Origin of the sequence: Gardnerella sp. KA00243, from assembly GCF_049244105.1 — a bacterium.
In the GTDB taxonomy this organism is placed as follows: domain Bacteria; phylum Actinomycetota; class Actinomycetes; order Actinomycetales; family Bifidobacteriaceae; genus Bifidobacterium; species Bifidobacterium leopoldii.
The window spans coordinates 854,869-879,225 of sequence record NZ_CP058375.1 but is presented as its reverse complement, the minus strand read 5'-3'; the positions used below and the strand labels follow the sequence as shown (position 1 = coordinate 879,225).

General features: G+C 43.7%; 12 protein-coding genes and 1 riboswitch. Of the genes, 11 read left to right on the top strand and 1 reads right to left on the bottom strand.

What is annotated here, in order from left to right:
- The first annotated feature begins 122 nt into the window (after positions 1-122).
- Entirely contained in the window at positions 123-1,043 is a 921-nt protein-coding gene (gene thiD / locus HXT50_RS03365) for a bifunctional hydroxymethylpyrimidine kinase/phosphomethylpyrimidine kinase (protein WP_064340227.1), read from the top strand.
- A gap of 156 nt (positions 1,044-1,199) precedes the next feature.
- Here thiD and thiM read toward each other — a convergent pair whose 3' ends face one another.
- A complete protein-coding gene (gene thiM / locus HXT50_RS03360) occupies positions 1,200-2,777 on the bottom strand; it encodes a hydroxyethylthiazole kinase (RefSeq protein ID WP_004107252.1) in 1,578 nt (525 codons plus the stop codon).
- Positions 2,767-2,878: riboswitch (TPP riboswitch) on the bottom strand. (Overlaps the previous gene by 11 nt.)
- A gap of 195 nt (positions 2,879-3,073) precedes the next feature.
- Between thiM and HXT50_RS03355 the strand changes: the two genes are divergently transcribed.
- From HXT50_RS03355 to HXT50_RS03310, 10 genes are all read left to right on the top strand, one after another.
- A complete protein-coding gene (locus tag HXT50_RS03355; RefSeq protein WP_064621718.1) occupies positions 3,074-3,889 on the top strand; it encodes a hypothetical protein in 816 nt (271 codons plus the stop codon).
- A gap of 43 nt (positions 3,890-3,932) precedes the next feature.
- Positions 3,933-8,561: a PD-(D/E)XK nuclease family protein gene (locus HXT50_RS03350; RefSeq protein ID WP_421777021.1), complete on the top strand. Its 4,629-nt coding sequence runs from the start codon at positions 3,933-3,935 to the stop codon at positions 8,559-8,561.
- A gap of 2 nt (positions 8,562-8,563) precedes the next feature.
- Positions 8,564-12,769, top strand: a complete 4,206-nt coding sequence (locus tag HXT50_RS03345) for an ATP-dependent DNA helicase (protein WP_421777020.1) — start codon at positions 8,564-8,566, stop codon at positions 12,767-12,769.
- Positions 12,770-12,950: 181 nt separating this feature from the next.
- On the top strand, positions 12,951-13,637 hold the full coding sequence (locus tag HXT50_RS03340; protein ID WP_004107272.1) for a GNAT family N-acetyltransferase: 687 nt from the start codon (positions 12,951-12,953) through the stop codon (positions 13,635-13,637).
- A 60-nt stretch (positions 13,638-13,697) separates the two neighbouring features.
- Positions 13,698-15,092, top strand: a complete 1,395-nt coding sequence (locus HXT50_RS03335; RefSeq protein WP_004107275.1) for an MFS transporter — start codon at positions 13,698-13,700, stop codon at positions 15,090-15,092.
- Between the two features lie 154 nt (positions 15,093-15,246).
- On the top strand, positions 15,247-17,274 hold the full coding sequence (locus tag HXT50_RS03330; RefSeq protein WP_004118687.1) for a ribonuclease J: 2,028 nt from the start codon (positions 15,247-15,249) through the stop codon (positions 17,272-17,274).
- A gap of 106 nt (positions 17,275-17,380) precedes the next feature.
- Positions 17,381-19,996 carry an aminopeptidase N gene (gene pepN, locus HXT50_RS03325; RefSeq protein ID WP_421777019.1) on the top strand — a complete coding sequence of 872 codons (2,616 nt, stop codon included), beginning with the start codon at positions 17,381-17,383 and terminating at the stop codon, positions 19,994-19,996.
- A 581-nt stretch (positions 19,997-20,577) separates the two neighbouring features.
- Positions 20,578-22,005 (top strand): phosphoglucosamine mutase, encoded by a 1,428-nt coding sequence (gene glmM, locus HXT50_RS03320; RefSeq protein ID WP_112928885.1) that lies wholly within the window; start codon positions 20,578-20,580, stop codon positions 22,003-22,005.
- Between the two features lie 176 nt (positions 22,006-22,181).
- Positions 22,182-22,835 carry a peptide deformylase gene (locus tag HXT50_RS03315; RefSeq protein ID WP_004107289.1) on the top strand — a complete coding sequence of 218 codons (654 nt, stop codon included), beginning with the start codon at positions 22,182-22,184 and terminating at the stop codon, positions 22,833-22,835.
- A gap of 264 nt (positions 22,836-23,099) precedes the next feature.
- Positions 23,100-24,326: a hypothetical protein gene (locus tag HXT50_RS03310; RefSeq protein ID WP_421777018.1), complete on the top strand. Its 1,227-nt coding sequence runs from the start codon at positions 23,100-23,102 to the stop codon at positions 24,324-24,326.
- Positions 24,327-24,357 lie beyond the last annotated feature (31 nt).

Sequence of the window (24,357 nt, the reverse complement as noted above, 5' to 3'; positions counted from 1 at the left end):
CGCGCTGCATGAGTGTGATTTTGCCTACCTTCGGACACTGATGCAGAAAAGGGGGTACATATCACTGCGCTAGTAACGACCTACTTGAACACAAACGAGCGCGACGCAATATAATAAAAAATATGACGCTAGTATCAAGTAAGCAGAACGACTTGCAACATACGCAATCGCTTTCGCAGCAATCAAATCCAATCATTCCACGCGTGCTAAGCGTAGCTGGCACAGATCCGACAGGTGGAGCCGGAATACAGGCAGATCTTAAATCAATCATGGCGGCAGGCGGTTACGGCATGTGTATACCAACTAATCTTGTTGCGCAAAACACATGCGAGGTGCGCGAAGTATTCACGCCACCAGTAAGCTTTTTCCGCACACAACTTTCATGCGTGTACGACGACGTTACAGTTGATGCACTAAAAATCGGCATGCTCGGATGCACAGAATACATTGAAGCAATGCGAGACTGGATGCGTGATAATCCGGTTCCTGTAAGCGTTCTAGACCCAGTTATGATATCAACTTCCGGGAAGCGCTTGCTTGAGGCAAGTGCTGAAAATGCGATGCGAAACTTTATAAGCTGCGTTGATGTAGTGACGCCAAACGTGCCGGAATTGGCGGCTTTGTGCGAGTCAAGTGTTGCGGAAAATTTTGAGGAAGCTTGCAACCAGGCGCGCAAGTTGGCTGCAAAAAACAGCGTTGTTGTAATCGTAAAAGGTGGGCACTTAACTGGCGAAGACGTTGGAAATACTGCGGTTTTCCCGGATGGCTACGCAAGTCACGTACCAAGCGAACGAGTTGAAACAAGCACAACTCACGGAACTGGTTGCTCGCTTTCTTCTGCGCTTGCTACGAAAATTGGGCTTGCTTTGCGCGAGGGAAAGAATTTGAGTGATCACGATACTGTACTTCGCGCGCTTGAATGGTCAACGGCGTGGCTTCGTGAGGCGATTGCGGCTGGGAGTGAATTGCATGTTGGGCGCGGCGGCGAGCGCGGGCATGGACCGGTAAACCATTCCGTGCGCATCCTTCAGCAAACTGTGTGAACATCGAAGCTCTGTTCGTAAACAAATGCCGGGAATTTTCCGGCATTTGTTCCCAAAACCAGCCAACGCTCGCGCTTAAGCGAGTTTCCGCTCCGAGTTGCTTTCGCGCGCTACGCTCTAAGCGCGAAAGCAGGTCGTCGCGCACGCGTGCCAGTTTTACTCAGTAATCACGCTTTTAAGCTCGCGCGCAACTTTCCCAGCATCCTCAGCGCACATAAGCGCCGACACTGTGCAAACTCCGTCAAGCTCAAGACCGCGAATAGGGAACACCGTGTTCTCGTGAATTCCGCCAATTGCCAACGTTTTTACGCCCATAGAGTGCGCAACTTTCGCAACTTCGTTTACGCCTTCAACTCCCAGTGGAGGCACGTCGTGCGCTTTCGTATGCGTTTCAAAAGCTGCACCAATGCCAATCACATCCGGCAGTGGAACGTCGTTTTCTTTGCACTCGCGGTAAGCTTTCTCCATCAAATCCGGTCGAGCGCAAGAAAGCCCAACCATCCACTCTGCTGGCATCGCCTTTCGTGCCTCAACAAACGGCGTATCCTTTTGCCCAACGTGCAAGTTGAAACCAAGATGAGCTGCGCAATCAACATGATCGTCAATAAACACAGGCACATCGCCGTGTCCGGAATCAATAAGCGCGTGACGCAACTTCTTCGCCTTGGCCGAAATTTCAGCGTCATTGGAATACTTATCGCGCAATTGCACAACTGTAACTCCGCCTTCAACTGACTCTACTGCAACTTCTTCTTCCGGGCGATTTCCCATGCGCGGATCCGTTACCAAATACAGTGTCCAATCAACAGGCTCCACCGTAAACTCAATATTTGTCAAACTAAACATATCATTTACGCTAAGAGTTGAAAGCGCATCCATCCACAGTGTGCGGAAAGTGCCTGGAGCTGTGGTTTGGCGAGCTGCCCAAGTTCCAGCCGCTGCTGCGTGCACGTGCGCTGCAACAGTTGCTGCGAGCGGACGTTCCGGGTTTGCGCCAACGTATGCTGCAACTAACGCTCCCAAAGCGCAACCTGTTCCAACTACCTTAGTCATAGCTTTGTGGCCACCTGTTACGCGAGCTAAACATCCGTGAGCGTAAATCGCGTCTTTTTCTCCGGAAATTGCCACTACGGATCCGTATTTTTTAGCTAATTCGCGAGCAGCTTGAAGCGCGTCGTTTACGTTATCGTGAGAATCTACGCCTTTTCCGTTGCTTTCTTTGCCTGCAAGTGCCATTATTTCGGAAGCGTTTGCACGAATTACAGTAGGGTGGTGCTTAATAATTTCGTGTACAAAGCGCGCGCGAGGTGCAAGTGCTGGAACGCCGATTCCAACCGGGTCAAGCACCCACGGAGTATCAGCTTTTTCGCATCCTTCAACAGCTGCGCGCATGTATTCGGAAGTTTCTGGCTGATGGAATGTGCCAACGTTTATGAGCACGCCTGTGGCAATTTGCGCAAGTGCATGCGCTTCTTCTGGATCGGTTACCATAATTGGCGATGCTCCTGCAGCGAGCAGTGCGTTGGCTGTAATGTCTTGCACGATTACGTTCGTGATGCAATGGGTGAGTGGCTGCTGTGTGCGCACACGTTCGATGCATTGACGCACGTCGTTAAGGAACATACGTCGGCGTGCGCGTACAGAGAAGCATGTGTCGACTTGCGTTGTTGAGCTTGTGCAGTATTCGTTTGCTTCGTTGCAGGTATTTGTTTTTTCAGTGTTGCATGTTGTCATAATGTTTCCCTTCGCTAGCACTATCTAGATCAGGTTTTACGGATGTAATCTCAGCGCTTGACTTCACAATTTGTTGCAATTGCGCACTCCGAACCATCCTTCGACTATATCTTTTGTTCATGACTTACGCTCTTTTGCGTTAGTGTCTCATTTTGCTTGTTTTGCAGCACTTGCAGGAATCTACAAAAATCGCGCCGCATTTTTGCAACTTCTTCTACATATTTTTGCTTTCAACTGTGTAAACATAAATATAGTAAATAAAAAGTAGATTATAGAAGTTACGAAAGCGAGATAACATGGCAAACGATTCCATGCTAGAACAAAAGACTCCGCTCACAGCGCGCGAATACGCGACACGCACAGCAATACGCGCGATTGCAATCATCGCATCTGTTTATGGTATGGCTGCTTCGTGGGAAGGCTTAATGACCTTCACTTATTTTACGAATCTTTCTAACCTTATGATTTGCGTAGCTCTTGCTGGATCGCTTTTGCTTGATACAGCTGCGTTTATGCGTGCTCGTAATTCTGTAGATTTAGCAGCGCAGCCAGTTTCCGCCTCCCAGCAAGATTTCGCAGCATCTTGCGCATGGTTCGACTCAAAATCCAACGCTTGGTACATTTTCAAATTCATGATGACCATCTCAATTGCTGTCACATTCACTTTGTACCTGTGTTTCTTAGCACCTACCAATAAGCTTGGTTTTGTCGGCGCTTACATGAATAACGGATGCAGCAGCCTTTGCGTTCACGCAGTTGCGCCGCTTCTTGCAATCGCTGATTTTGTGCTTTTTGATTATCGTTTCCGCTCTACTCGCGCACATTTGTATGTTTCTACTGTTCCGCCTCTTGCTTATGTTGCTTATGCTGCTATGCTTAGCGAGTTTGCTGGTGTTCGTTGGGGTGTTCATGCAATGCGCGCGCCTTATAATTTCCTCAATTATGGCGCTCCTGCCGGCTGGTTCGGCTTTGCACCGCAAACTTTTAATGCCACTACTTTGGGCGTTGGTGTTGCGTATTTGTTAATTGTGTTTACTCTTATTTTTATTGGTGTCGGCAGTGTATTTCTTGCGCTTAAGGATGCTCGCGCTCGTGCAATATTAAAAGAATAGTATTGTTGCGCGCCACTATTGCCTAATTGCTAGAATTAAGCGTATGAGTGAGGATACTGCATTACAAGCATTATTTGACGGTACGTTACGCAATTCTTCTGGCAATGTGACTAATGCGTTGCTTGTGTATGGTGCGCCGAATACTGGTAAAACGCAGTTTGCTGTGCGCGCAGCAATTTCCGGCTATAAGCGTTGGTCGCATAATGTTACTGCGATGGCTGTGCAAAATCGTGTTCTTGCTTCAAAAATTGACAATATTATTATTCGTCAAATTGGTGTGAGTAAGCAGTCTCGTCCAGTTGGCACTTTGGCTTCTTTAGCTTTTAATATCATTTCTGCTTGCTGTAAGTTAAAGAATGAGCCTTCGCCTAAGCTGCTAAATGGTGCTGAGCAGGATTCTTTGCTTCGTAAAGTTTTGCGCGCACACATTGAGCATGTTATGTGTGGAGATAATGGTGATTGCAATATATGCGCGCTTTTTAAGGATTATTTTGAAACGTCTCAATGGGTTATTCCATTAACTTGCGCAGTTTCTAATACTTCCGCCACTTCTAACACTTCCGCGCCTTCAACAACTCAGGCTGCTCAAGCAGCTTCTTCGTCTCCAGAATTTTTGGCAGATAGTTTCGATATTAACAACGCTTTTATGCATCAATTGCGCGATATGCTCGCTCGTTTAGATGAGCTTGGTATTAGCGATTTTGAAAGCGAAAATTCAGTTCTTTGCGCTCTTAGTGACGAGCAATCTTACGCCAATAATAGTGATATTTTACAAACGTCTGTGCTTATTAAACGTAGATTAACTCAATGGCGTTTGGCGTTTGCTTTGCGAGCTGAATATCGAAAAATAATTGCCGACACTTATAAATCTTCTTTCCGACTTGACGCTTCGCAACTGTTGGTTGAGGGCGCAAAATCTGCGCGCGAATTAGGCGAGCATGGTTTAGTAAACTCTTCTGAAATTCCGGCTCTTCTTGTAGTCGATGATTATCAAGATATTACTTTGGCTGGTTTGAGTTTTATTGAGACTTTGTCGAAGATTGGCACGCGTTTAGTTTTGCTTGCGAATCCGGATGAATCTGTGCAATCGTTTAGAGGAGCGTACCCGGATTATGCAATTTCTGCAGCTTTGGATGAGTTGAATGCTGCTGAACAAACTTTAGAATATACGGGTTTTGCTGATTCTTGCGAAAATTCTTCCGACGATTCTGCTGATTCTTCTAAAAATTATTCTGCAGATCCAACTTTTGCAAATTATACCCAAGCACCTTCGATGCGTGAATTACTCGCTTCGCGCGTTTCTCTTTCGCTTACTTCGCAATATAAAACAGATGTTGCGCTCCCAAATCGCCCTTGGAAAATGCCAAAATTTGTAGGGTCCTTACCGATTGAGCCTATAGAAACCCCACAAAATTCTCATCTAAACTCAGATGACACTGTTTTTACAGCGTTATATCGTTCACAGCGCGAGGAATTAGATGCTGTTATTTGGCAAATGAAGCAATCTCACGTAAATAATAAGCGCAAGTGGAGCGATATGGCGTTAATTGCGCACGACAATTCCACTGTTCGTCTTTTTGGCGAGCAGCTTCGCGCTTCTGGAGTTCCTGTGCGATACTCGTTAGTAACTCGCCCATTAAAAGATGAGCCGTTTGTGCAAGGTTTATTTGCGCTTATTGAACTTGCTCAATTTGCGCAGCACGGTTTTTCTGGAATTGTTGAGCAAGTAAAACATGGTAGAAGTTTGCAAAATTTGGCTTCGTGGGTGCGTTTGCGAGTTCAGAATATTATGGATAGTCCACTTTCCTCGATTACTAAGAGCGATTCTGGATTTTACGGTGATTTAGACGTTGAAATACCTGCGAAGTTATATTCTGTAGATTCGCTTATGCGTTCTCTTTCTTCTCTTTCGGCTGTTTTAATTGAGAAAAATTGTGAAAATAACAAGAGCTTTGAATCTAATGCGCCTTTGCGAAATCTTGTTCATAACTGGGATTTGTTGCAAAATTCGCTTCATAATGCGCAAAGCAAAGCGTACTTTGAATCTCAAATTTTGGTTGATAATAGTCGTATTGATGGCAGTTCAAATGAGCTTATGCCATTGTCTCTTGATGCATGCTATTTGCTTTGTGTAGCAGATGTTGCACGTTTTATAGATGATGATTCTAATGTTCGTAAAGATTCTACAGTGTTGCAAATATTGCAGAATATGGCACCTCGGAATCCGCACGTTGCATCTTTTGTAAAACTGTGGAAAAACGTGCAAATTCTCGCTTCTCGTATGCACAATAATCCTGATTTGAGTAGTGCTCAATACGCTCTTGGTGAGGCTTGGAATATTTGTCATGTTGCTGAGCGTTGGCAGCGTATGTCTTTACAGCATAATTCGGAAGGTTATCGAGCTAACGATCGCTTGGATGCTGCAATGCGTCTTTTTGATTACGTTTCTTCATATGTTTCTTCTGATATCTCGTCAATGAATACGTTTGACGATACTTTTAAACAAGAAAATATTGTAAGTATTGCAGATTTTATAGCTCAAGTTCGTGGCATGGAAATTGAAGCTGATTCTCTTGCTAAAGTAGCGCCTGTCCCAGATGCTGTAACGCTTACTACTCCTGCTGGTTCTGTTGGAAAACATTGGAATCTTGTGTGGATGCCTACTTTGCAACAACGTGTGTGGCCAAATCTTGCTTCTCGTAGCACTATGTTTGGCGCAGAAAGTTTAGCGAATATTATTTTGCATTCTAAGATTTCTGCTTCTAAATTGACTGTGAATGCGTCACTTCTTTCAAATAATGATAAATCTGCAGTTTTTGCCTCGGAGCAGCGCAGTTTTTTGTTAGCTATTACGCGCGCAACAGAGCGTTTGTATATAAGCGCGCAATATAGCGATAGTGCTGTGCCAAGCGACTTTCTTTATTATTATTTGCCTGAAAGATACTACAATAATGAAAATTCGCGCACGCCTTTTACGGAATTTACTACACCTTTTGCCGGTTTAGATATGGATGTTCGTGGATTAGTGTGTGCTGCTCGTTCGCAAATTTTGCGTGCTTCTTCTATGAAAGAAGAGTTTGGAAATAGTGTAGGTAATGCAGGTAATGCAGGTAGTGCGAATAGCTCCGATAGTGAGAATAGTAAGTCTAGAAATGCGATTATTGACGCTGCTCAAACGTTGCAATTACTTAAAGAAAATGGAGTATTTTGCGCTGATCCTTCTGAGTGGGATTTTATGAGCGATGTCGATGACTATGTTGATGAGAAATCTTCTGTTGAAAAAGACAATGAAAAAAATAATGAAAAATATAATGAAAAAGCTAGCTCTGCTAAAAAAACTAACTCTGTTGTAAGCTTGTCTCCTTCAGCTGTAGATAGTTTGTGGGCATGCCCTGTGTGTGGATTGGTCAATCGTCAGCTTTTAGGCCCTCAACCCGGCAGCGCAGCAACGTATTTTGGCACGCTAATTCACGAAACTGCAAGGTGGGCAAGCGAAAATCAGCATTACGATATGCCGGAAACTGAAGTTGATGAAACTGAAGCGACGAATAATGCGGCTGAAGCGACGAATAATTCAGCCGACTATTCGCCTTACTCTCCGCTTGTGCGCCGCAGTAACGCAATCGCAAATCTTATGGAAAACTATTACTTAAGTATTGCGCCTGAACTTGCAGATATTCGAGATAGTAAGGAGCATTATTCGGCTCTTGCGCGTGAGAAGAATATTAAACGTGCGTTACATGCAATTGCGCAATATTTTGTTACTTCTTACGATCAATCAACATATGCGCTTAACTCAAAAAAGTCAGAAAACGGCATATTAGAATCTCTTACAAAAAGCGAAAAATCTTTAGAAAGCAGCATAGGCAGATTGCAACAAGCGTATTGCGAATTGCAAACAAGCGCGCATTTTGGATTTAATGATATTGCTCGCGTATTGAACAATACTTTTAAGAATGCAAATTTGCAAACCGTTACTACGCATGACTGCTACGAATTGATGGGTGCTTTAGTTGGAGGGTGGCCGGATGGCGCAAGTGAAGATATGCAAGTACATATTCACGGTCGAATTGATCGCATGGAAAAGCGCATCAATTCAGATGGTTCTGAGCATATTCGTTTACTGGACTACAAAACAGGAAAACCTTTAACAGCAAGCGGAGTTTTTAACGATTTGCAGCTAGTTTGCTATCAGCTTGCTTTACTTTTTTCTGATGAGAATCCGCTTATTGATGCTTCGAATGCGCCGATTATTTCACGAAGTGTTCTATTTCACGTTGCTAAGAATGATTATCCTGCTCAAGATCATAACGTTGCTGAAAACGTGTATCAGCCGCCGCTTTGCGTAAAAAATACTTTAAATAATAATCCGCTTGAGTTACGAGTTGGATTCAAAAATATGGCAAGATTGTTAGATTGTCCGCAGCTTGACGATATTGCGAAGAATTGTCCAGAAAATGTAAGCGAAAACGCTTGGCAGTCGTTTACATCATTAAATCAAAGCGCAAAATGGTCTCTTACTATGATTTCGCGCGTTTGCTATGCTGCTGCGGCAGTTCGTTCGCATAAGATTATTGCGCACCCAACTTCTGAACACTTGAAGTATTGCAATGGAAAACAAGTATGCCCAGCATGCGCAGGTTGCATAGATACTGTATATGAGGTGCTGTAGTTATGATTGATAAAACAAATAAGCAATTTACTCGCAAGAACACCGATAGCGTGGAACAAGCTGCAGCAATTCAAGCGCCAACAAATAAGAACATGATTATTGTTGCAGGAGCTGGAAGTGGCAAAACGTATACGATGACTCGTCGCGTTATCGACCTTATTGAGCGCGGAGTTGCTCCTGAAAGTATTTTGGGGTTGACTTTTACTAATAAAGCAGCTTCTGAGCTGCTTGCAAGAGTTGCTCAAGCTGTAAGTCAGCATAGTAGCGAAATAAATAAGCTCATTAATAACGGAAATTCTGCATCTTCAAGTGGCTTTTTGAAGCCAGAAGTAATGACATACGATGCTTTTTTCCAGTCAATTGTGCGCCAATATGGTTTGCTCGTTGGATTTGATCAAAATACGCAACCTTTAAGCGATGCAGGTGCGCGCGAATTAATAAAACCGCTAGTAAACGATTATGTTACTAATCATGCGGAAATACTGTCTTGGTATAGTTTTGATGCGCTTATTGACGACGTGCTTGCGCTCGCAGCAGATATTTCATGCTCGATGATTGGCATAAATAGCAGGGGAGAGTCTATAGATAGCACGTCTAAAGCTGTTCTAGAAATTCAAAAGTGGAATAACGCTTGGATTGAACATTTGCAAAAAGCAATTGATTGTGCTGAAACTACTGAAATAATTGCAAAAAAGCCTAGCTCTATTAAATTGCGTCGCGGAAAAAACGATTCGGATGAAAAATATTTCGAAAAGTGCGAAAATTACGGAAAAGAATACGTAGAATACCTGAATATTACATTAAAAAATAAGTGTTATGAATCTTGTAATAACTTGCTTGAAGCTGCTAAGAAGCGCAATGCATTACTTGAATTAGTTTTGGCTTTTGACGCAGCAAAGCAGCGCGCAAATATGGCGCAATTTAGCGACTTTACTATTGCTGCATACCGTTTGGTGACGCATTTTCCTTCTATTGCAGAGCAGTATCGCCGCCAATACAGCCAAGTTTTGCTTGACGAATATCAAGATACTTCTACCACTCAAGCAATGCTGATTGCAACGCTGTTTCATAAAAAAACTAGCGGTGTTGAAGAAGCTAGCGTTGTTGCGAAAACTAGTGAAAATCAAGACTTTTTGACTACTCAACAAACGCATATTGCTGCAGTAGGTGATCCCTTCCAAGCTATTTACTCGTTTAGAGGAGCTAGTTCCGGAGCTTTCAGAAAGCTTGAGCAAGCACTAAATATCGACCAGTCAAGTGAGTTTTCTCTTACAAGAACGCGACGCAATTCGCAGCTTATATTAAAAGCTGCAAATTCTATTACGAAACCTTTGCGAGTGCCTCCGCTTCGTCATAGTAGTTCACTTGCTACAGAAGTAGAAGTGAAAAACTTGCAATACTTAGATAATGCGCCAAAAGGTACTTTTGGTGTGTTAAATATGCCTACGCAATATCAAGAAGTAGAAGCCGTTGTGCGTTTTGTAAAATATGTAAAACATAATGCGCTATCTGAAAACGACGATACTAATTCTGCATCTGCTAGAGTTGCAGTTCTTTTCCGTAGCAAAAATAATATTCCATTATACGAAGAAGCATTACAAAAAGCAGGTTTGCGCACTCTTACTGTTGGGTATTCTGCATTGCTTGAAAAACCAGAAATTCGAGATGTTTTAGCTCTTCTTTCTGTTGTTGCAGATCACACAAATACTCAAGCTTTGATGAGATTGCTTGCAACGCCTCGTTTTGCGCTTAATACTGACGATTTAGCTGCTATAGCTAATATTGCAACATCAAAGAATATCGAATATGTTTTTCGTGCTTTAGTGCAAGCAGGTTTAGTAGATGCTGAAACTCCTCGCTCTAAGTGGTCGCAAGTTGTTCGAGAACAGCAATCTCAAGCTTCGCAAACCAATAGTATTCATGGTGGAGTTTTTGTGGCGGATGTTTTGCTTGAAGCATACGAAACCCAACTAAGCGAAGAAGCAAAAAATAACGACAATAACGACAATAATTTGCTTTCTGATCTAAAAAATAATTTAAGCTCTAAAGCTTATGTAGCAGTGTTAAGAATAGGGCAAATGATTCATGCAATACAACGTGCTCAATCTGGCTCTTTGCAAGATATTATGCGCGTTGCTGTAGAAACGCTTAACGTTGATATTGACGTTGCGCTATCTCGTGCGCTTATGAATGATACTTCCTCTAATGCAACGCTTCTTAACGATATGCACTCTACTGTCGATTCTATTTGTCTACTAGCAGACGCGTATTTGCAAGAAATGAGCGATTTTACAACTCCTACTTTGCATGGGTTTATGTCTTGGATTTTCAATATAGACAAAATTAACGATCAACCTTCTTCAGTGGATGAACCTGCGGATGTCGTATTAATGACTATTCACCAATCGAAAGGTTTGGAATGGCCTGCTGTAGCGATAGTTGGGCTTAATGAAGGCGTGTTCCCAAGTAATCAAGGCGATAATTTGCGCGTAATAGCAACGCAACAAAGTGGCGTGTACAGGGAAAGGGCATACGCAACGCTCGAAGTTGCTGCAAAAGTGCCTGTTTCTATGAGAGTGGATGCAAATATATTGCCAAGATTCCCTCACGATGTTGATCTTGAAACTAGCATGGAACCTCAAAAATCTTTGAAAAATATGTTAACTGTAGACGATATTGACGCAGAAGTTTATGGTTCAAGAGCTAGAGAAATGTTTGATTTGGCAGAAAAGTTCCATGAGCATGAGCAGGCTCCAGTAGAAGCGATTCCTTCAGAAGCTAGCAAAGTGTATGACGCTGTGATGAAAACTGGCACATTGCCTCTTTCGCAAGTCGAGGAGCGTGGGCGCGCTTTGCACATTGACGAGCGTCACCTTATGTATGTTGCTTTGACGCGTGCTAAATTCGCAGCATTGCTCACTTGCAGCCAGTCTAATGCTATGAGCGTTGTTGAGAATAAAGAAAATTTTGCAAATAGTGCAGCTTCTTCTGTAGATGAATCTTCAAATATTTCAACTTCTAGAGTTAAAAAACCTTCTGTTTTTTGGCAGGAAATGTATGATTCAATGCGCGGATCTGAAGAATCTCCGGTTCAGGTCACAGCTAAGGTTTCAGATTCTTCAAATCAAGTAGGTTATGTTGTAGGGGAGTCAGCTTCGCAACTTGCGCAATTATTTAGCGAGGAAAGCTCTATTCCAACTGAAGATAATAAGAAGCAATTATCTTGGCCGAGTGCATCTAGTGAAGCTATACGTAGTGTATTGCAAAAATCTGCGCAAGACGTTGTAAATTCAAAAATTAGTAATCAAGTTTCTGGTATTTCAAAAGATAATTCTTTGCTTTACAAAGCTCAAGCTTTGCTACAAGATGCGGATTTAATGCCGAAAATTGATTGGTATTGCAACATTCAAGAGTTAAAAAACAGAGCAGAGCAGCTTTCTAATGTTGAAAATGTCAATGTGACTGCTGTGCAAAGGCGCGCTATGTTTCGTAATGATTATTCGCGCGCGAATGAAGATTTTGATGATGCGGATGCTAAGCGTTTGCGAAAGGAATGGATGGCAATTATTCGCCCTATTCCTAGTGTTTCTTCGCCTGCTTCTGATTTGGGAACTCGTTTTCATGCCTGGGCTGAACAGTTTATAAAAACTGGTTGTGTGAATAAAAATTCTATTCAGTATGACGTTGATGAGAACGTTGGCGAGAATATTGATGAGAACGTTGCTGGAACTTGCGAGAAGATTTCGCAAAATGCAAAATCTTCTGAGCGCAAATTGTTGATATGGAAGCAGCGTTTAATAACATCAAAATGGGCGCATCGCCGTCCTATAGCAGCAGAGCAGCCGATTGTAGCTCATGTTCCAGAATTAGGCGATCAAATTATTAATGGCAAAATCGACGCAATATTCGCAGGTGGTTTAAATCCAGAAGATCCAAGCAAATTGTACACGATAGTCGATTGGAAAACCGGTAGAAAACCAACCAAGCCACAAGATATTGCGCTTAAACTTGGTCAGCTTGACTGGTATCGTCTGCTTCTGTCTCTTATGACTAAGGTTCCGCTTGATGCTATCGATGCCACCCTTTATTATGTGAACATATCGGATGAATGTGAACGGGAAATTCATGCCGAGCAAAAAACGAAAGATGAGATCCTTGCCGAGTTACACTCTGACACGTTAATCTCCCTCGATGATGATGACGCATAAATGTTGCTATTGCAATCATTTTGCCGCAATTTATTTGCTGCAATTTTTGTTTGCTGTAACGTATTTTGCGCCGCGATTGAAACGCATCGTGCATCACTTCGAAAACGTGCAGATTCCTCGTGCAGTGTGTGTGGGCGGGCATACGCACAACATCGATTTGAGTATGAAGTAAGGAAGAATCATGACTGTTGAATTTCGTTCTGTAAAACTCAGCGATATTGATGCAATGGTTAAAGAATATGAACGTACTTGGGGTATTGCGCAAGAAGTTGGGAAAGATGCTTCGTTAAGTCTTTCTCGAAGATGTGTGTTGCATTACTTGGAACCTTCAACGCATGGTACTATTGCTGAAGTAGACGGTAAGTTTATGGGTCTGCTTTTGGCGCGAGTTTTTGGCGCACCTGTTTTATTTCCAGAAGTAGGGAGAATGCTTCGCGAGCAAGAAGCCGCAATGAAAGAAAATTGTGACAAAAACTATGCTCTCGCTTTAGAAGAAGCGTATGGCATGCGCGCGTTGGAAACTAAACTTGAAGCAAAATCTCATATTAATAATTTAACTCAAGCGGAATTGGAGCTTTTCCTTGTATCTCCGGATGCTCGTGGGCATGGTGTCGGTGGAGGCTTGTGGAAGCGAACAATGCATATGCTAAGAAATAATGGCGTAAATCGTTACTATTTGCATACTGATTCAGCGTGCGACGTAAGCTTTTATGATTATCACGGGCTTAGAAGAGATGCTTCTTTTATGCGTTCGGATCATCCTTATGAAGCTAAGAACGTGAAATCTTTGGTGGATGACTTGTATATTTACTCAGGTGAGCCGAGAGTTCGTTCAAAGCAAGCGAATGCTCGTTCTAAAACGTGCTAATAAAAAATATGCAAATGTATAACGTGCGTGACTTGCTTGACAAAAGGAGCAAAGAAATATATGTCGTCGCAAACGGCAACTAAGAAAGCATCGGTATTTTCTCAATATTCTAGATTATTTTCATTTAATGGAGCTAAAGCGTTTTGCGTAGCAGGCGCAATTGCGCGTTTGCCAATGTCTATGATTGCGTTGGGGATTGTTCTTGCATTAAACCATTTGTATAACAACTGGACTATTGCTGGAGCAATGTCTGCGTCGTATGTGCTTGCACAAGCTGCGGTAACTCCTGTGTATGCTAAGCTTTTCGACCGTTTTGGTCAGCGTAAAGTTGGAGTTATTGCGCTAAGTGCACAAGTAATCGCTATGATTTCTTTTGCATGTGCAGCGTTATTTAAGGTTCCTCTTGTTTTGCTTTTTGTGCTAGCAATTGTGATGGGCGTAACTCAGTTTGCTTTTGGCGCGTTGGTGCGTACTCGTTGGGCTTATACATTGCGTGCAGAAGATGACGATTCTTTATTAAACGTTGCTTATGCGTTGGAATCTGGTATCGATGAAATTGTGTTTATATTAGGACCTATTTTAGCTGCGTGGTTAGCAACTTCTGTGCATCCTGTTTCGCAATTATTCGTGCCAGTATTTGCAAGTGGATTGGGCGGAGCTTGGTTCTTTTCTCTAAAAAATACTCAACCTGCTGTGCTTAAAGTAGTGGAAGTTCCAACTGCTGCAGCTGAAGACGTTGATGTATTAATCGCTTCTCAAAAAGAAGATGAAATTTCTAAAGATTATGCGGAATCTCAAAAGCAAGAACCGAAACGCTCATTTGCAGACAAATTTAGTCTTAAGCAATTGCACAATCATCACTCAAAAAAGCGTGGCAAAAACGTGCTGCTTTACCGCGGTATTATCCCGCTAGTGCTCATGTTTGTTGTGTTTAATATGAGTTTTAGTGCATTTGACGTGTCTGTAACAGCTGCAATGAAAGCTCAAGGACTTGATCATTTTATTGGTATGCAGCTGGCATTGTTTGCATGCGGTTCGCTTGTGGGAGCGATTATTTTTGGATCGCATAAATTCCGCGGTTCTAATTGGTCGCATTTGATTGTATTTTTGACTGGTTTAACTGTTGGATTTGTGCTTATGAGTCTTAATATTGACAGACTTATGCTTATGAGCGTTTTTGAAGTGCTTTCCGGCTTATGCGTTTCGCCAATTTTTGCTACTGGAAATCTTATCGTTAAAGCAACTGTCCCTGAAGAATCGCTTACGGAAGGTCTTTCATGGCTACCAACTGCGTCTGCTGTCGGCTGTTCTTTAGGTTCGATGGCTGCTGGAGCTGCAATCGACTCGTGGAATTCGCATGCCGGAATGATGGTTCCGTGGATTTCAACAATGGCAGCTATACCTATCGCAACGTTCGGCTGGTTTATTGTAATGGTGCTTAAAAAGCGACATTAACTGCGCACGCGTGTAAAGTTTCTGCCGCTTTTTGGCTAGGGAACGGCAGTTTCTTTACGCCGCTGTAAAGTTTCTGCCGTTTCAGTAACAAAAGCTGAGTTGAGTCCTAACGGTACACTAGAAAGAAGTGCGCAATATCGCAAGATGTAGTGAGATGAATATGAAAATAGAATATGATGAACGTACTGAGGAAATTCTTGCTGAAGTAGTACGCGATGCGTTGCAATCTGACGCTGATAATATGCGTTCTCTTAATAACCAAGAATCTTCTGCGTCGTCTAAGCAAATTCGACAGTCGGTGAAAAAAGTGAATAAAAAAATGTCTTCTGATACTTCAACTAAATCAGTATCTACTAAAGATGTAAAATCTGCTAAAACTAAATCAACTAAAAAAGCTAAATTCAACAAAGAAACTAAAACAGAAAACGCAAAGTCATCAACTCGTAGAACAGGAAATGTTCTTCCTCCTGTAGTTAACGATCAAAGAGAAGGTGCGCTTATTGCGCCGCCAAAGTATCGTAAAGGCTCAATGCGAATCGTACCGCTTGGTGGTTTGGGTGAAATCGGCCGCAATATGAACGTAATTGAATATAACGGTCATATTCTGCTTATCGATTGTGGTGTGCTATTCCCAGAAGAAGAGCAGCCAGGCGTTGATTTGATTCTCCCAGATTTTCACTACATTCAAGATCGCTTAGACAAAGTTGAGGCATTGGTTTTAACGCATGGTCACGAAGATCATATTGGTGGCGTGCCTTACCTTCTTAAGATGCGTCCCGACATTCCGTTAATTGGTTCAAAGCTAACTCTTGCTTTTGTGGAAGCTAAGTGCAAAGAGCATCATATTGATCCGGAGCTTATTCGCGTAGAAGGTCGCGATAAGATGAAAGTCGGTCCGTTTAACCTTGAATTTATTACTGTTACGCATTCTATTCCAGATGCGCTCGCTGTGTGCGTAAAAACTCCAGCCGGAACGCTTATTGATACTGGAGATATTAAACTTGACCAGCTTCCTCTTGACCATCGCATTACTGATTTAGTTGAGTTCGGGCGTTTAGGTGAGCAAGGCATAGATTTGCTTATGGCTGATTCCACTAATGCTGAAGTCCCAGGATTTGTGAAGCCTGAAACTTCGATTGGTCCGGCTTTGGATCGCGCTTTTGCTGAAGCTACGCGCAAAATTATTGTTGCTAGCTTCTCAAGTCACGTTCATCGCGTGCAACAAGTGGTTGACGCTGCGCATAAGTTTGGGCGCAAAGTTGTGTTCGTTGGTCGCTCGATGGTTCGTAATATGTCAATTGCTGCGGATTTAGGCTACTTGCATATTCCTGAAAATACTGTTGTTGACTTAAAACAGGCGAAGGATATTCAGGATGACAAGCTCGTATACATGTGCACTGGTTCACAAGGTGAGCCTATGGCTGCGCTTGGGCGTATTGCAGATGGCAGTCACCGAGATATTACTGTTAACGAGTTTGACACTGTTATTCTTGCAAGTTCGCTTATTCCAGGCAATGAGCATGAGGTTTACAAAGTTATTAATAAGCTTGTGCAGTTGGGTGCGCGCGTAATTAACAAAGATAATGCTGCTATCCACGTGTCTGGTCATTGCAATGAAGGCGAGTTGCTGTACTTGTACAACATTGTGAAGCCAAAGTGCGCCATGCCAATTCATGGTGAGCATCGTCACTTGGTTGCAAACGGATTGATTGCAGTAAAAACTGGCGTTGATCCAAATAACGTTGTGCTTGCTGAAGACGGCGATGTTGTGGATTTGTATCATGGCAATGCTGCAGTTGTTGGTTCTGTGCCATGCGGTTACGTGTATGTTGATGGTGATTCTGTCGGTGAGCTTACAGATGAAGAGCTTGAAAAGCGCAGAATTTTGGGCACGGAAGGTTTCGTTTCGAGCTTTGTTGTAGTTGATACAGAGCACGCTGACGTGGTTTCTGGTCCAAAGATTTTCTTGAATGCTGTTGCTGAAGACGAGGCTGATTTTGAGAAGGTTCGTCATCAAATTGTTGAACAGTTGCAAGATGCTATGATGCGCGGCGAGCACGATACTTATAAATTGCAGCAAATTATGCGACGCACATTGGGCAGTTGGGTGGCTCGCGCTTTACGCAGGAAGCCTATGCTCGTTCCGGTAGTTGCGGATATTGCAAAAAATAGTCAAGAATAATGAAAAATAATCAAAAATAAAGAAAAATATTCGCGATTATTCGTAAATAGCTGAAAATAATCGTAAATATAATTAAAAATAAGAAAAAATAAGAAAGGTACAAAATATGCCAGGAGCAAATCTTACTCGCGTAGAAGCTCAAGAGCGTTTCGACGCTATCCAAATGCCAATTCACTACGATGTTGCGCTCGATTTAGGAAAAGGCGGACGCGATTTTACTTCGCGCACAAAGATTGAGTTCGATGCTAAGGCTGGTAGCGCAAGCTTCCTCGATTTAATTGCAAACAGCGTAGAATCCGTGGTGTTAAACGGTACCGATCTTGACGTTTCTAAAGTTTTTGCAGACAGCCGAATTGAGCTTGCAAATTTGCTTGAGCATAATACCGTAGAAGTTGTAGCAAACTGCCAGTATTCCAACACGGGCGAGGGTTTGCACAGAAGTGTCGATCCTTCTGACGGAAACGTGTATTTATATACTCAGTTCGAAGTGCCGGATGCTCGCCGTGTTTATGCTGTATTTGATCAGCCAGATTTGAAAGCTGTTTTTGATTTTACGGTTGATGCTCCAGAAAGCTGGATTGTGACTTCCAACATGCCAGTTAAAAGCGAAACAGTGCTGGAAGGCCGCGAAACTGAAGCAGGCACTTTGGAAAATGGCACTGTAGAAGGCATGAAGCGCTGGGTATTCGAGTCAACTCCAAAGATGAGCTCTTATTTAACTGCTATTTGCGCAGGACCTTACGCGCAATGGCACACAACTTACGACAACGAAGACGGTCGCGTAGTGCCAATGGCAATGTACTGCCGTCAGGCACTTAAAGACGCTTTTGCAAAAGACGTTGACTACTTGTTCGATATTACGAAGAAAGGTTTTGCTTTCTACGCTAAGACTTGGGGAGTGCCGTATCCGTACGCAAAGTACGATCAGATTTACGTGCCAGAATATAACGCTGGAGCTATGGAAAACATTGGTATGGTTACGATTCGCGATCAATACGTGTTTGAATCCAAAGTCACGGACGCTTATGCTGAGCGCCGCGTTGTAACAGTTTTGCATGAGCTTGCACACATGTGGTTCGGCGACTACGTGACCATGAAGTGGTGGAATGATTTGTGGCTTAACGAATCCTTCGCAGAATTCACTTCTACTCTTGCAACTGCTGAAGCAACCGAATGGCATGACGCTTGGAGCACTTTCAATTCCGGCGAAAAAAGCTGGGCACTTAATCAAGATCAGCTTCCAACAACGCACGCAATCGTGGCTCCAATCAACGATTTGAATGACACTTCCGTCAACTTCGACGGCATCACTTATGCAAAGGGTGCTTCCGTATTGAAGCAACTCGTAGCGTATGTTGGTCGCGAAAAGTTCTTTGAAGGAATTCGCAACTACTTGAGCAAGCACGCATACAGCAACGCAACTTTGGCCGATTTGTTGCACGAGTTAGAGCTTACAAGCGGCCGCGATCTTAAAGCTTGGAGTGCTCAATGGCTTGAAAAGGCTGGAATTAACACGATTTCTACCGAAGTCGAAGAAGCAGGTGACGGCACTATTGCTTCCTTGCGTTTGCGTCAGAGCGCGCCAGCTGAGCATCCTGTTCTTCGCGCACACCGTTTGGCTGTTGGATTCTACAATGTAGACGAAGCAACTGGCGAAATTAAGCGCACAAAGCGAATCGAACTTGACGTAGACGGCGAAGTGACGGAAGTTGTTGAGGCGCGCGGCGAAAAAATGCCAGCACTTATCCTTGTAAACGACGACGACTTGACTTACACGAAGCTACGTTTTGACGAAAAGTCGCTTGAATTTGCTGCCGAAAACTTGTATCGTTTCAAGGATTCTTTGACTCGCTCACTTATTTGGCTCGCGTTGTGGGACATGACTCGCGACGCAGAATTCCCAGCAGAACGCTTCGTAGAACTCAGCCTTAAAGCTTTGGCAACTGAGCGCGAATCAACTACTTTCCGCTATGCTCTTGGTCAAGTGAAAGTAACTGCAAGCCACTACGTTGTCCCAGAGCGTCAAGCAGAAGTCGCAAAGCATGTTGCTCACGAATTGTGGCAGTTGGCTTTGGCAGCTTCTGCAGGTTCCGACGAGCAATTCCAGCTCGTTAAGGCTTATCTTGGATACGGCGAAGTTGGAGATGCTGAGTTCTTGCGCGTAGCTAACGGCTTGCTCGACGGTTCCGTGCGCTTGGAAGGCTTGGAAATCGACAACGACTTGCGCTGGAGCATTTTGATTGCGCTCGCAGGCGTGAATGCTTTGGACGAAGCTGGAATTGACGCGGAACTCGCTAAGCGCGATACTACCGAGAATCGCGAATATGCTTACCAAGCTCGTGCAGCTCGCTCAACTGCAGAAGCTAAGGATTGGGCTTTCGAACAGGCTTTGCGTAATCTCGATTTAACTAATATGCAAATGGGTGCTGTGGTTGCCGGCTTTGCAAGCACAGCTAAAGGCGATTTGGTTAAGCCTTATGTTGAGCGCTACTTTGCTGAAGTTGAGTGGATTTGGAAGAACCGCACATTCCATATGGCTGAGGCTCTGATTGAGGGCTTGTATCCTGTGTATGCGCCGGTTGAGGAGCTGGTTAAGCACGGTGAAAAGTGGCTTGAGGCTCATGCTGATGCGGATCAGGCTTTGCGTCGCATGGTTCTTGGCAGCCTTGATTCTTCGCGCCGCACGCTTAAAGTGCAGCGCTACAACGCTTTCTTGCGCTAGTGCGATGTCCTGCTTTCGCGCTGCATTGAGCAAGTAAGTTCTTGTTTAATGTGGCGCGAGTTTTTTGTTTAATGTGGTGCTTGGCTGGCAGTTTTCTGGAGTGGCTGTGAGGGGTGGGGTTACTTGTCTCGCAGCGCTACGCTCCTATACCTCATTTGGACTAGTGGATAGGTAGTTAAGTTTAGTTTTTTGTTTACTTTTTCTGCGGAAATAGTTATTCATCATCACGATTATTACTATCGTTCCGCTTTTATATTGCTCGACCAAGCAACACCCGCCCCTCACTATTAGTAAAACCGCTAGTGTTTTGTGGTGTGGTAGGAGAGTCTGGTGCAGTTTGTGCAGCAGCGCGAATGCTAGTGTCCACTAGGTGATAAGTATTCAATATCTGCAGAGCATGAATGTTAAAGTTCACTAATCAACAAGTAATCGATGTTCGCAGAAGTATTACTGCAAAGCTTCTTTGCGCTAGCGCGTTATGCGAAACAGTGAGTAGAATTGCGGATAGTGTGTGACGCGCTAGTATGCGATGTTGTTTGCTTGCGCGCAAGAGAAGTGATTTTTGCGAAAGAGGCTTTATTATGCCAAGAATGTTTGGTACAGACGGTGTGCGTGGATTAGCAAATCGCGATTTAACAGCGCAACTTGCGTTAGATTTAGGTGACGCTGCAGTGCGCGTTTTGGGAGATAAAAGCGCGGTTGCGTCTGCTGCAGAAGAAGAAGCGTCATCAGATACTTCTTCTCGCTCCGCTCACGCTCGTCGCCGCGCGCTTATTGGTAGAGATACTCGCGTTTCTGGCGATTTTCTAGCTTCTGCTCTCGCTGCTGGCATGAGTGCTGGCGGTTTTGATGTTATCGATGCTGGAATTATCCCAACTCCTGGCGTTGCTTTCCTCACTTCCGTGCTTAACGTTGAAATGGGTGCTGTTATTTCTGCGTCGCATAATCCTATGCCAGATAACGGCATTAAATTCTTTGCGCGCGGAGGCTTTAAGCTTCCAGATAGCAAGGAAGATGAGATTGAGGCTGTGCTTGGTCAAGATTGGGAGCGTCCAACTGGTGCTGGTGTAGGTCGAGTCAGCCATGATACTACTACAGCTACTAACTTGTATATTGATCATTTAGTTTCTGCTGTTGCGCCTTTAAGTAACGCTTCTACTACGCGCCCAAAGCCGCTTGCAGGTTTGCGTGTTGTAGCAGATTGCGCGAATGGTGCTACTTCTGTTGTTGCTCCTGAGGCTTTGCGCCGCGCTGGTGCAGAAGTTGTAGTTATTAACGCATCTCCTGACGGCTACAACATTAACGATCATGCGGGCTCGACTCATCCTGAGCAGTTACAAGCTATGGTTAAAGCTTCTAAGGCTGATTTAGGTGTTGCGTTTGATGGCGACGCGGACCGCTGCTTGGCTGTCGATGAAAACGGCAATATGGTTAATGGCGATCAAATTATGGGTATTCTTGCTCGCGCTAAAAAGGCTGAAGGCAAGCTTAATCATGACACTCTTGTAGTTACAGTTATGAGCAATCTTGGCTTAAAACTTGCTCTTAAAGATATGGGTATTGCAACAGTGCAAACAAACGTTGGCGATCGCTACGTTCTTGAAGAAATGCTCAAGCACGATTATTCGCTCGGCGGCGAGCAGTCTGGTCACGTTATTAATCGCGAATTTGCAACCACCGGCGACGGTACGCTTACTGCTTTGACTTTGTGCCGTGAAGTTGTGCGTTCAGGCAAGAAACTTTCGCAAATGGCTGCAGACTTCCCACAGCTTCCGCAAGCTCTTGTAAATGTGCCAAATGTAGATAAAATGGCTTCGAAAACTAACGCAGCTGTGCTTGCAGCTGTTGAGAAAGAATCGAAACTTCTTGGAGATACAGGTCGCGTGCTTTTGCGTCCTAGCGGCACCGAGCCTCTTGTGCGCGTTATGTGCGAGGCTGCAACTCAAACTCAGGCGGATGAGGTTTGCGCTCGTCTTGCTCAAGTTGTGGTTGATAATCTGAAGTTATAAGTTTGTTTACTTTTGCGTTCTCTGTTTGCTTACATCTCAGTCGGCTCTAGCAGTGCGCAAATAATTTTGATACACTTATATCTTTAGTGCTGCTTTCAAATTCTGCTCGCGGCATGTAAATTTTGTATATTTTCGCGTTATTATGCGCGTTATTTAAAACGGTGAAAAGGAGTCCTATGTTTACGCATCACGCAAGTGTTGATACTAAGCTCAGTCGCGCTGTTGAGCGCTTGCTTGATTCCGCTACAGAAGACGGCATTTTGCCGATTGTGCAGGCAGGTGAGCCTGTTCTTCGCCAGCGTACTGTTGCGTATGATGGTCAGCTTACACGTGCAACTCTTACTAAGCTAATTTCGTTAATGCATAGCACAATGTTGGAAGCTCCGGGAGTTGGTTTAGCTGCTCCTCAAATTGGTCTTGGTCTTGCTATTGCTGTTATTGAAGATCATGTTCGTGATGATGAGGACGATCCTCGTGACATCGCAGAGCTTCCGTTTAGAGCTATTATTAACCCTCATTATGAGCCTATTGGTACGCAAACTCGTAGTTTTTATGAAGGTTGCTTAAGCGTTTCCGGCTATCAGGCTGTACGTCAACGTTGGCTTGATATTCAGGCTACTTGGCAGGATGAGGACGGCAAACAACATTCCGAGCGTTTGCATGGTTGGCCTGCGCGTATTTTCCAGCACGAAACAGATCATCTTCGTGGTGAACTTTATATTGATCGTGCAGAAATGCGTTCACTTTCCACTGATGAGAACCTTGAGGATTATTGGGCGGATGAAGCAGTTCCAGTGGCGGCGGCTCGCACTTTGGGATTTGCTATCTAGGTTTTATTGTCAATTTATTTATTAATTTGATTTTGTTTTTGATTAATAGATACTGACTATATTTTTCTGTTTTTCTATTTTTGCGTCGTATTTTTTACTGATTTATGTCGTGTTTATAGAATTTTTTGTTTCAAACAAGCACTTTTTTGTTACGTCTGGTTTGTTTTGTGTGCTTTTAGTAATAGAATTGAGCGCAAGTGGTTTGTTAAACATTTTTCGGTTAGCAAATTTATGGGATCTGTTCCATTAACAAAGGAGAGACGAGTGAAAGTTTGCGCTCAATGCGGTACCCAGAATATTGATACTGCAAAATTCTGCAAGGGCTGTGGTAACAAGTTTGAGGCTGTTCAGCCGGCGCCTGCTCAGCCGGCACCTGTTCAGCCAACACCTGTTCAGCCGGCGCCTGCTCAGCCGGCACCTGTTCAGCCAACACCTGTTCAGCCGGCACCTGTTCAGTCAGTACCTGTTCAACATGCTCCAGCTCAGCCTATTGCGCAGCATGCTCCTCAGTTTGCGCGTCCTAGTATGCCTCAGCAGGGTGTGCCAGCTCAGCCAGGAATGCCTCAGCAGGGTATGCCAAATATGCAACGTCCAGGCTATCCATATGCCCAGCAGGGTATGCCAGCTCAGCCAGGAATGCCGGGTATGCAGAATCGCCCAAATACTCCAGGCGTTTCGCACTATAGCCAAATTTCAAACCAGCTTAATGCTGAACAGATGATGAACTTCTTCCGTTGGTTAGTAACTGCTCTTAAGAATCCTTCCCAGAGGTATCGCGTATCTAATATTTACGCAGTTTTAATTTCTGTGATTTCTGGTTTGCTGTTTGGTTTCCAAGCATATTTCTCTTCGCTTTCTTTCTACAATGCTTCTAATAGCACTGCTTTGGAACTTGTATCTAAGTTCGCTGGACAGCAAACTCCTGGTGTGCCTTTTACACTATTCTTCTATAAGTTTGTTATTGGAATGATTACCGTATACGCTGTATACGGTGTAGCTTTGCTTGGCATGAAGATGTTTGGTGAAGAGGTTTCGCCAGCTCAGCTTCACGTTCTTTTTGCTCAGAAACTCGTACCGCTTTTAGGCTTGCAAATTGTTTCAGTGATTTTGACTTTCATTGCTCCATCTATTCCTGTTATGAATTACTTTAAAGGAAAAGTAGAAGGCAGTGATTCTTTAGTTGCATCTATAATCTACAGCAATTCAGACATCTCATTGTTAATGAATAATCCTAGTGCTGTTTTGCAAGTTCCATCTATGTCTTTGCACACACTTTACTTGGTATTATTGATGCTCATTCCTGTATCGTTTATGGCAACTGCACACTACAAGGGTAAGCTTGATCGTGAGTGGATGTGGGTTATCTTTATCTTGATTGGAATTGTTGCAATATTTATCGTTGCTGCAATCAATACTGCTATGGTTAATTCCTTGGTTCCTTCGAATAATCTTATGAATAAAGCACAAGACCTAGCTAATTTATTTAAGTAAATATATCTAATAAGTCATAAGCCTAGCAGTC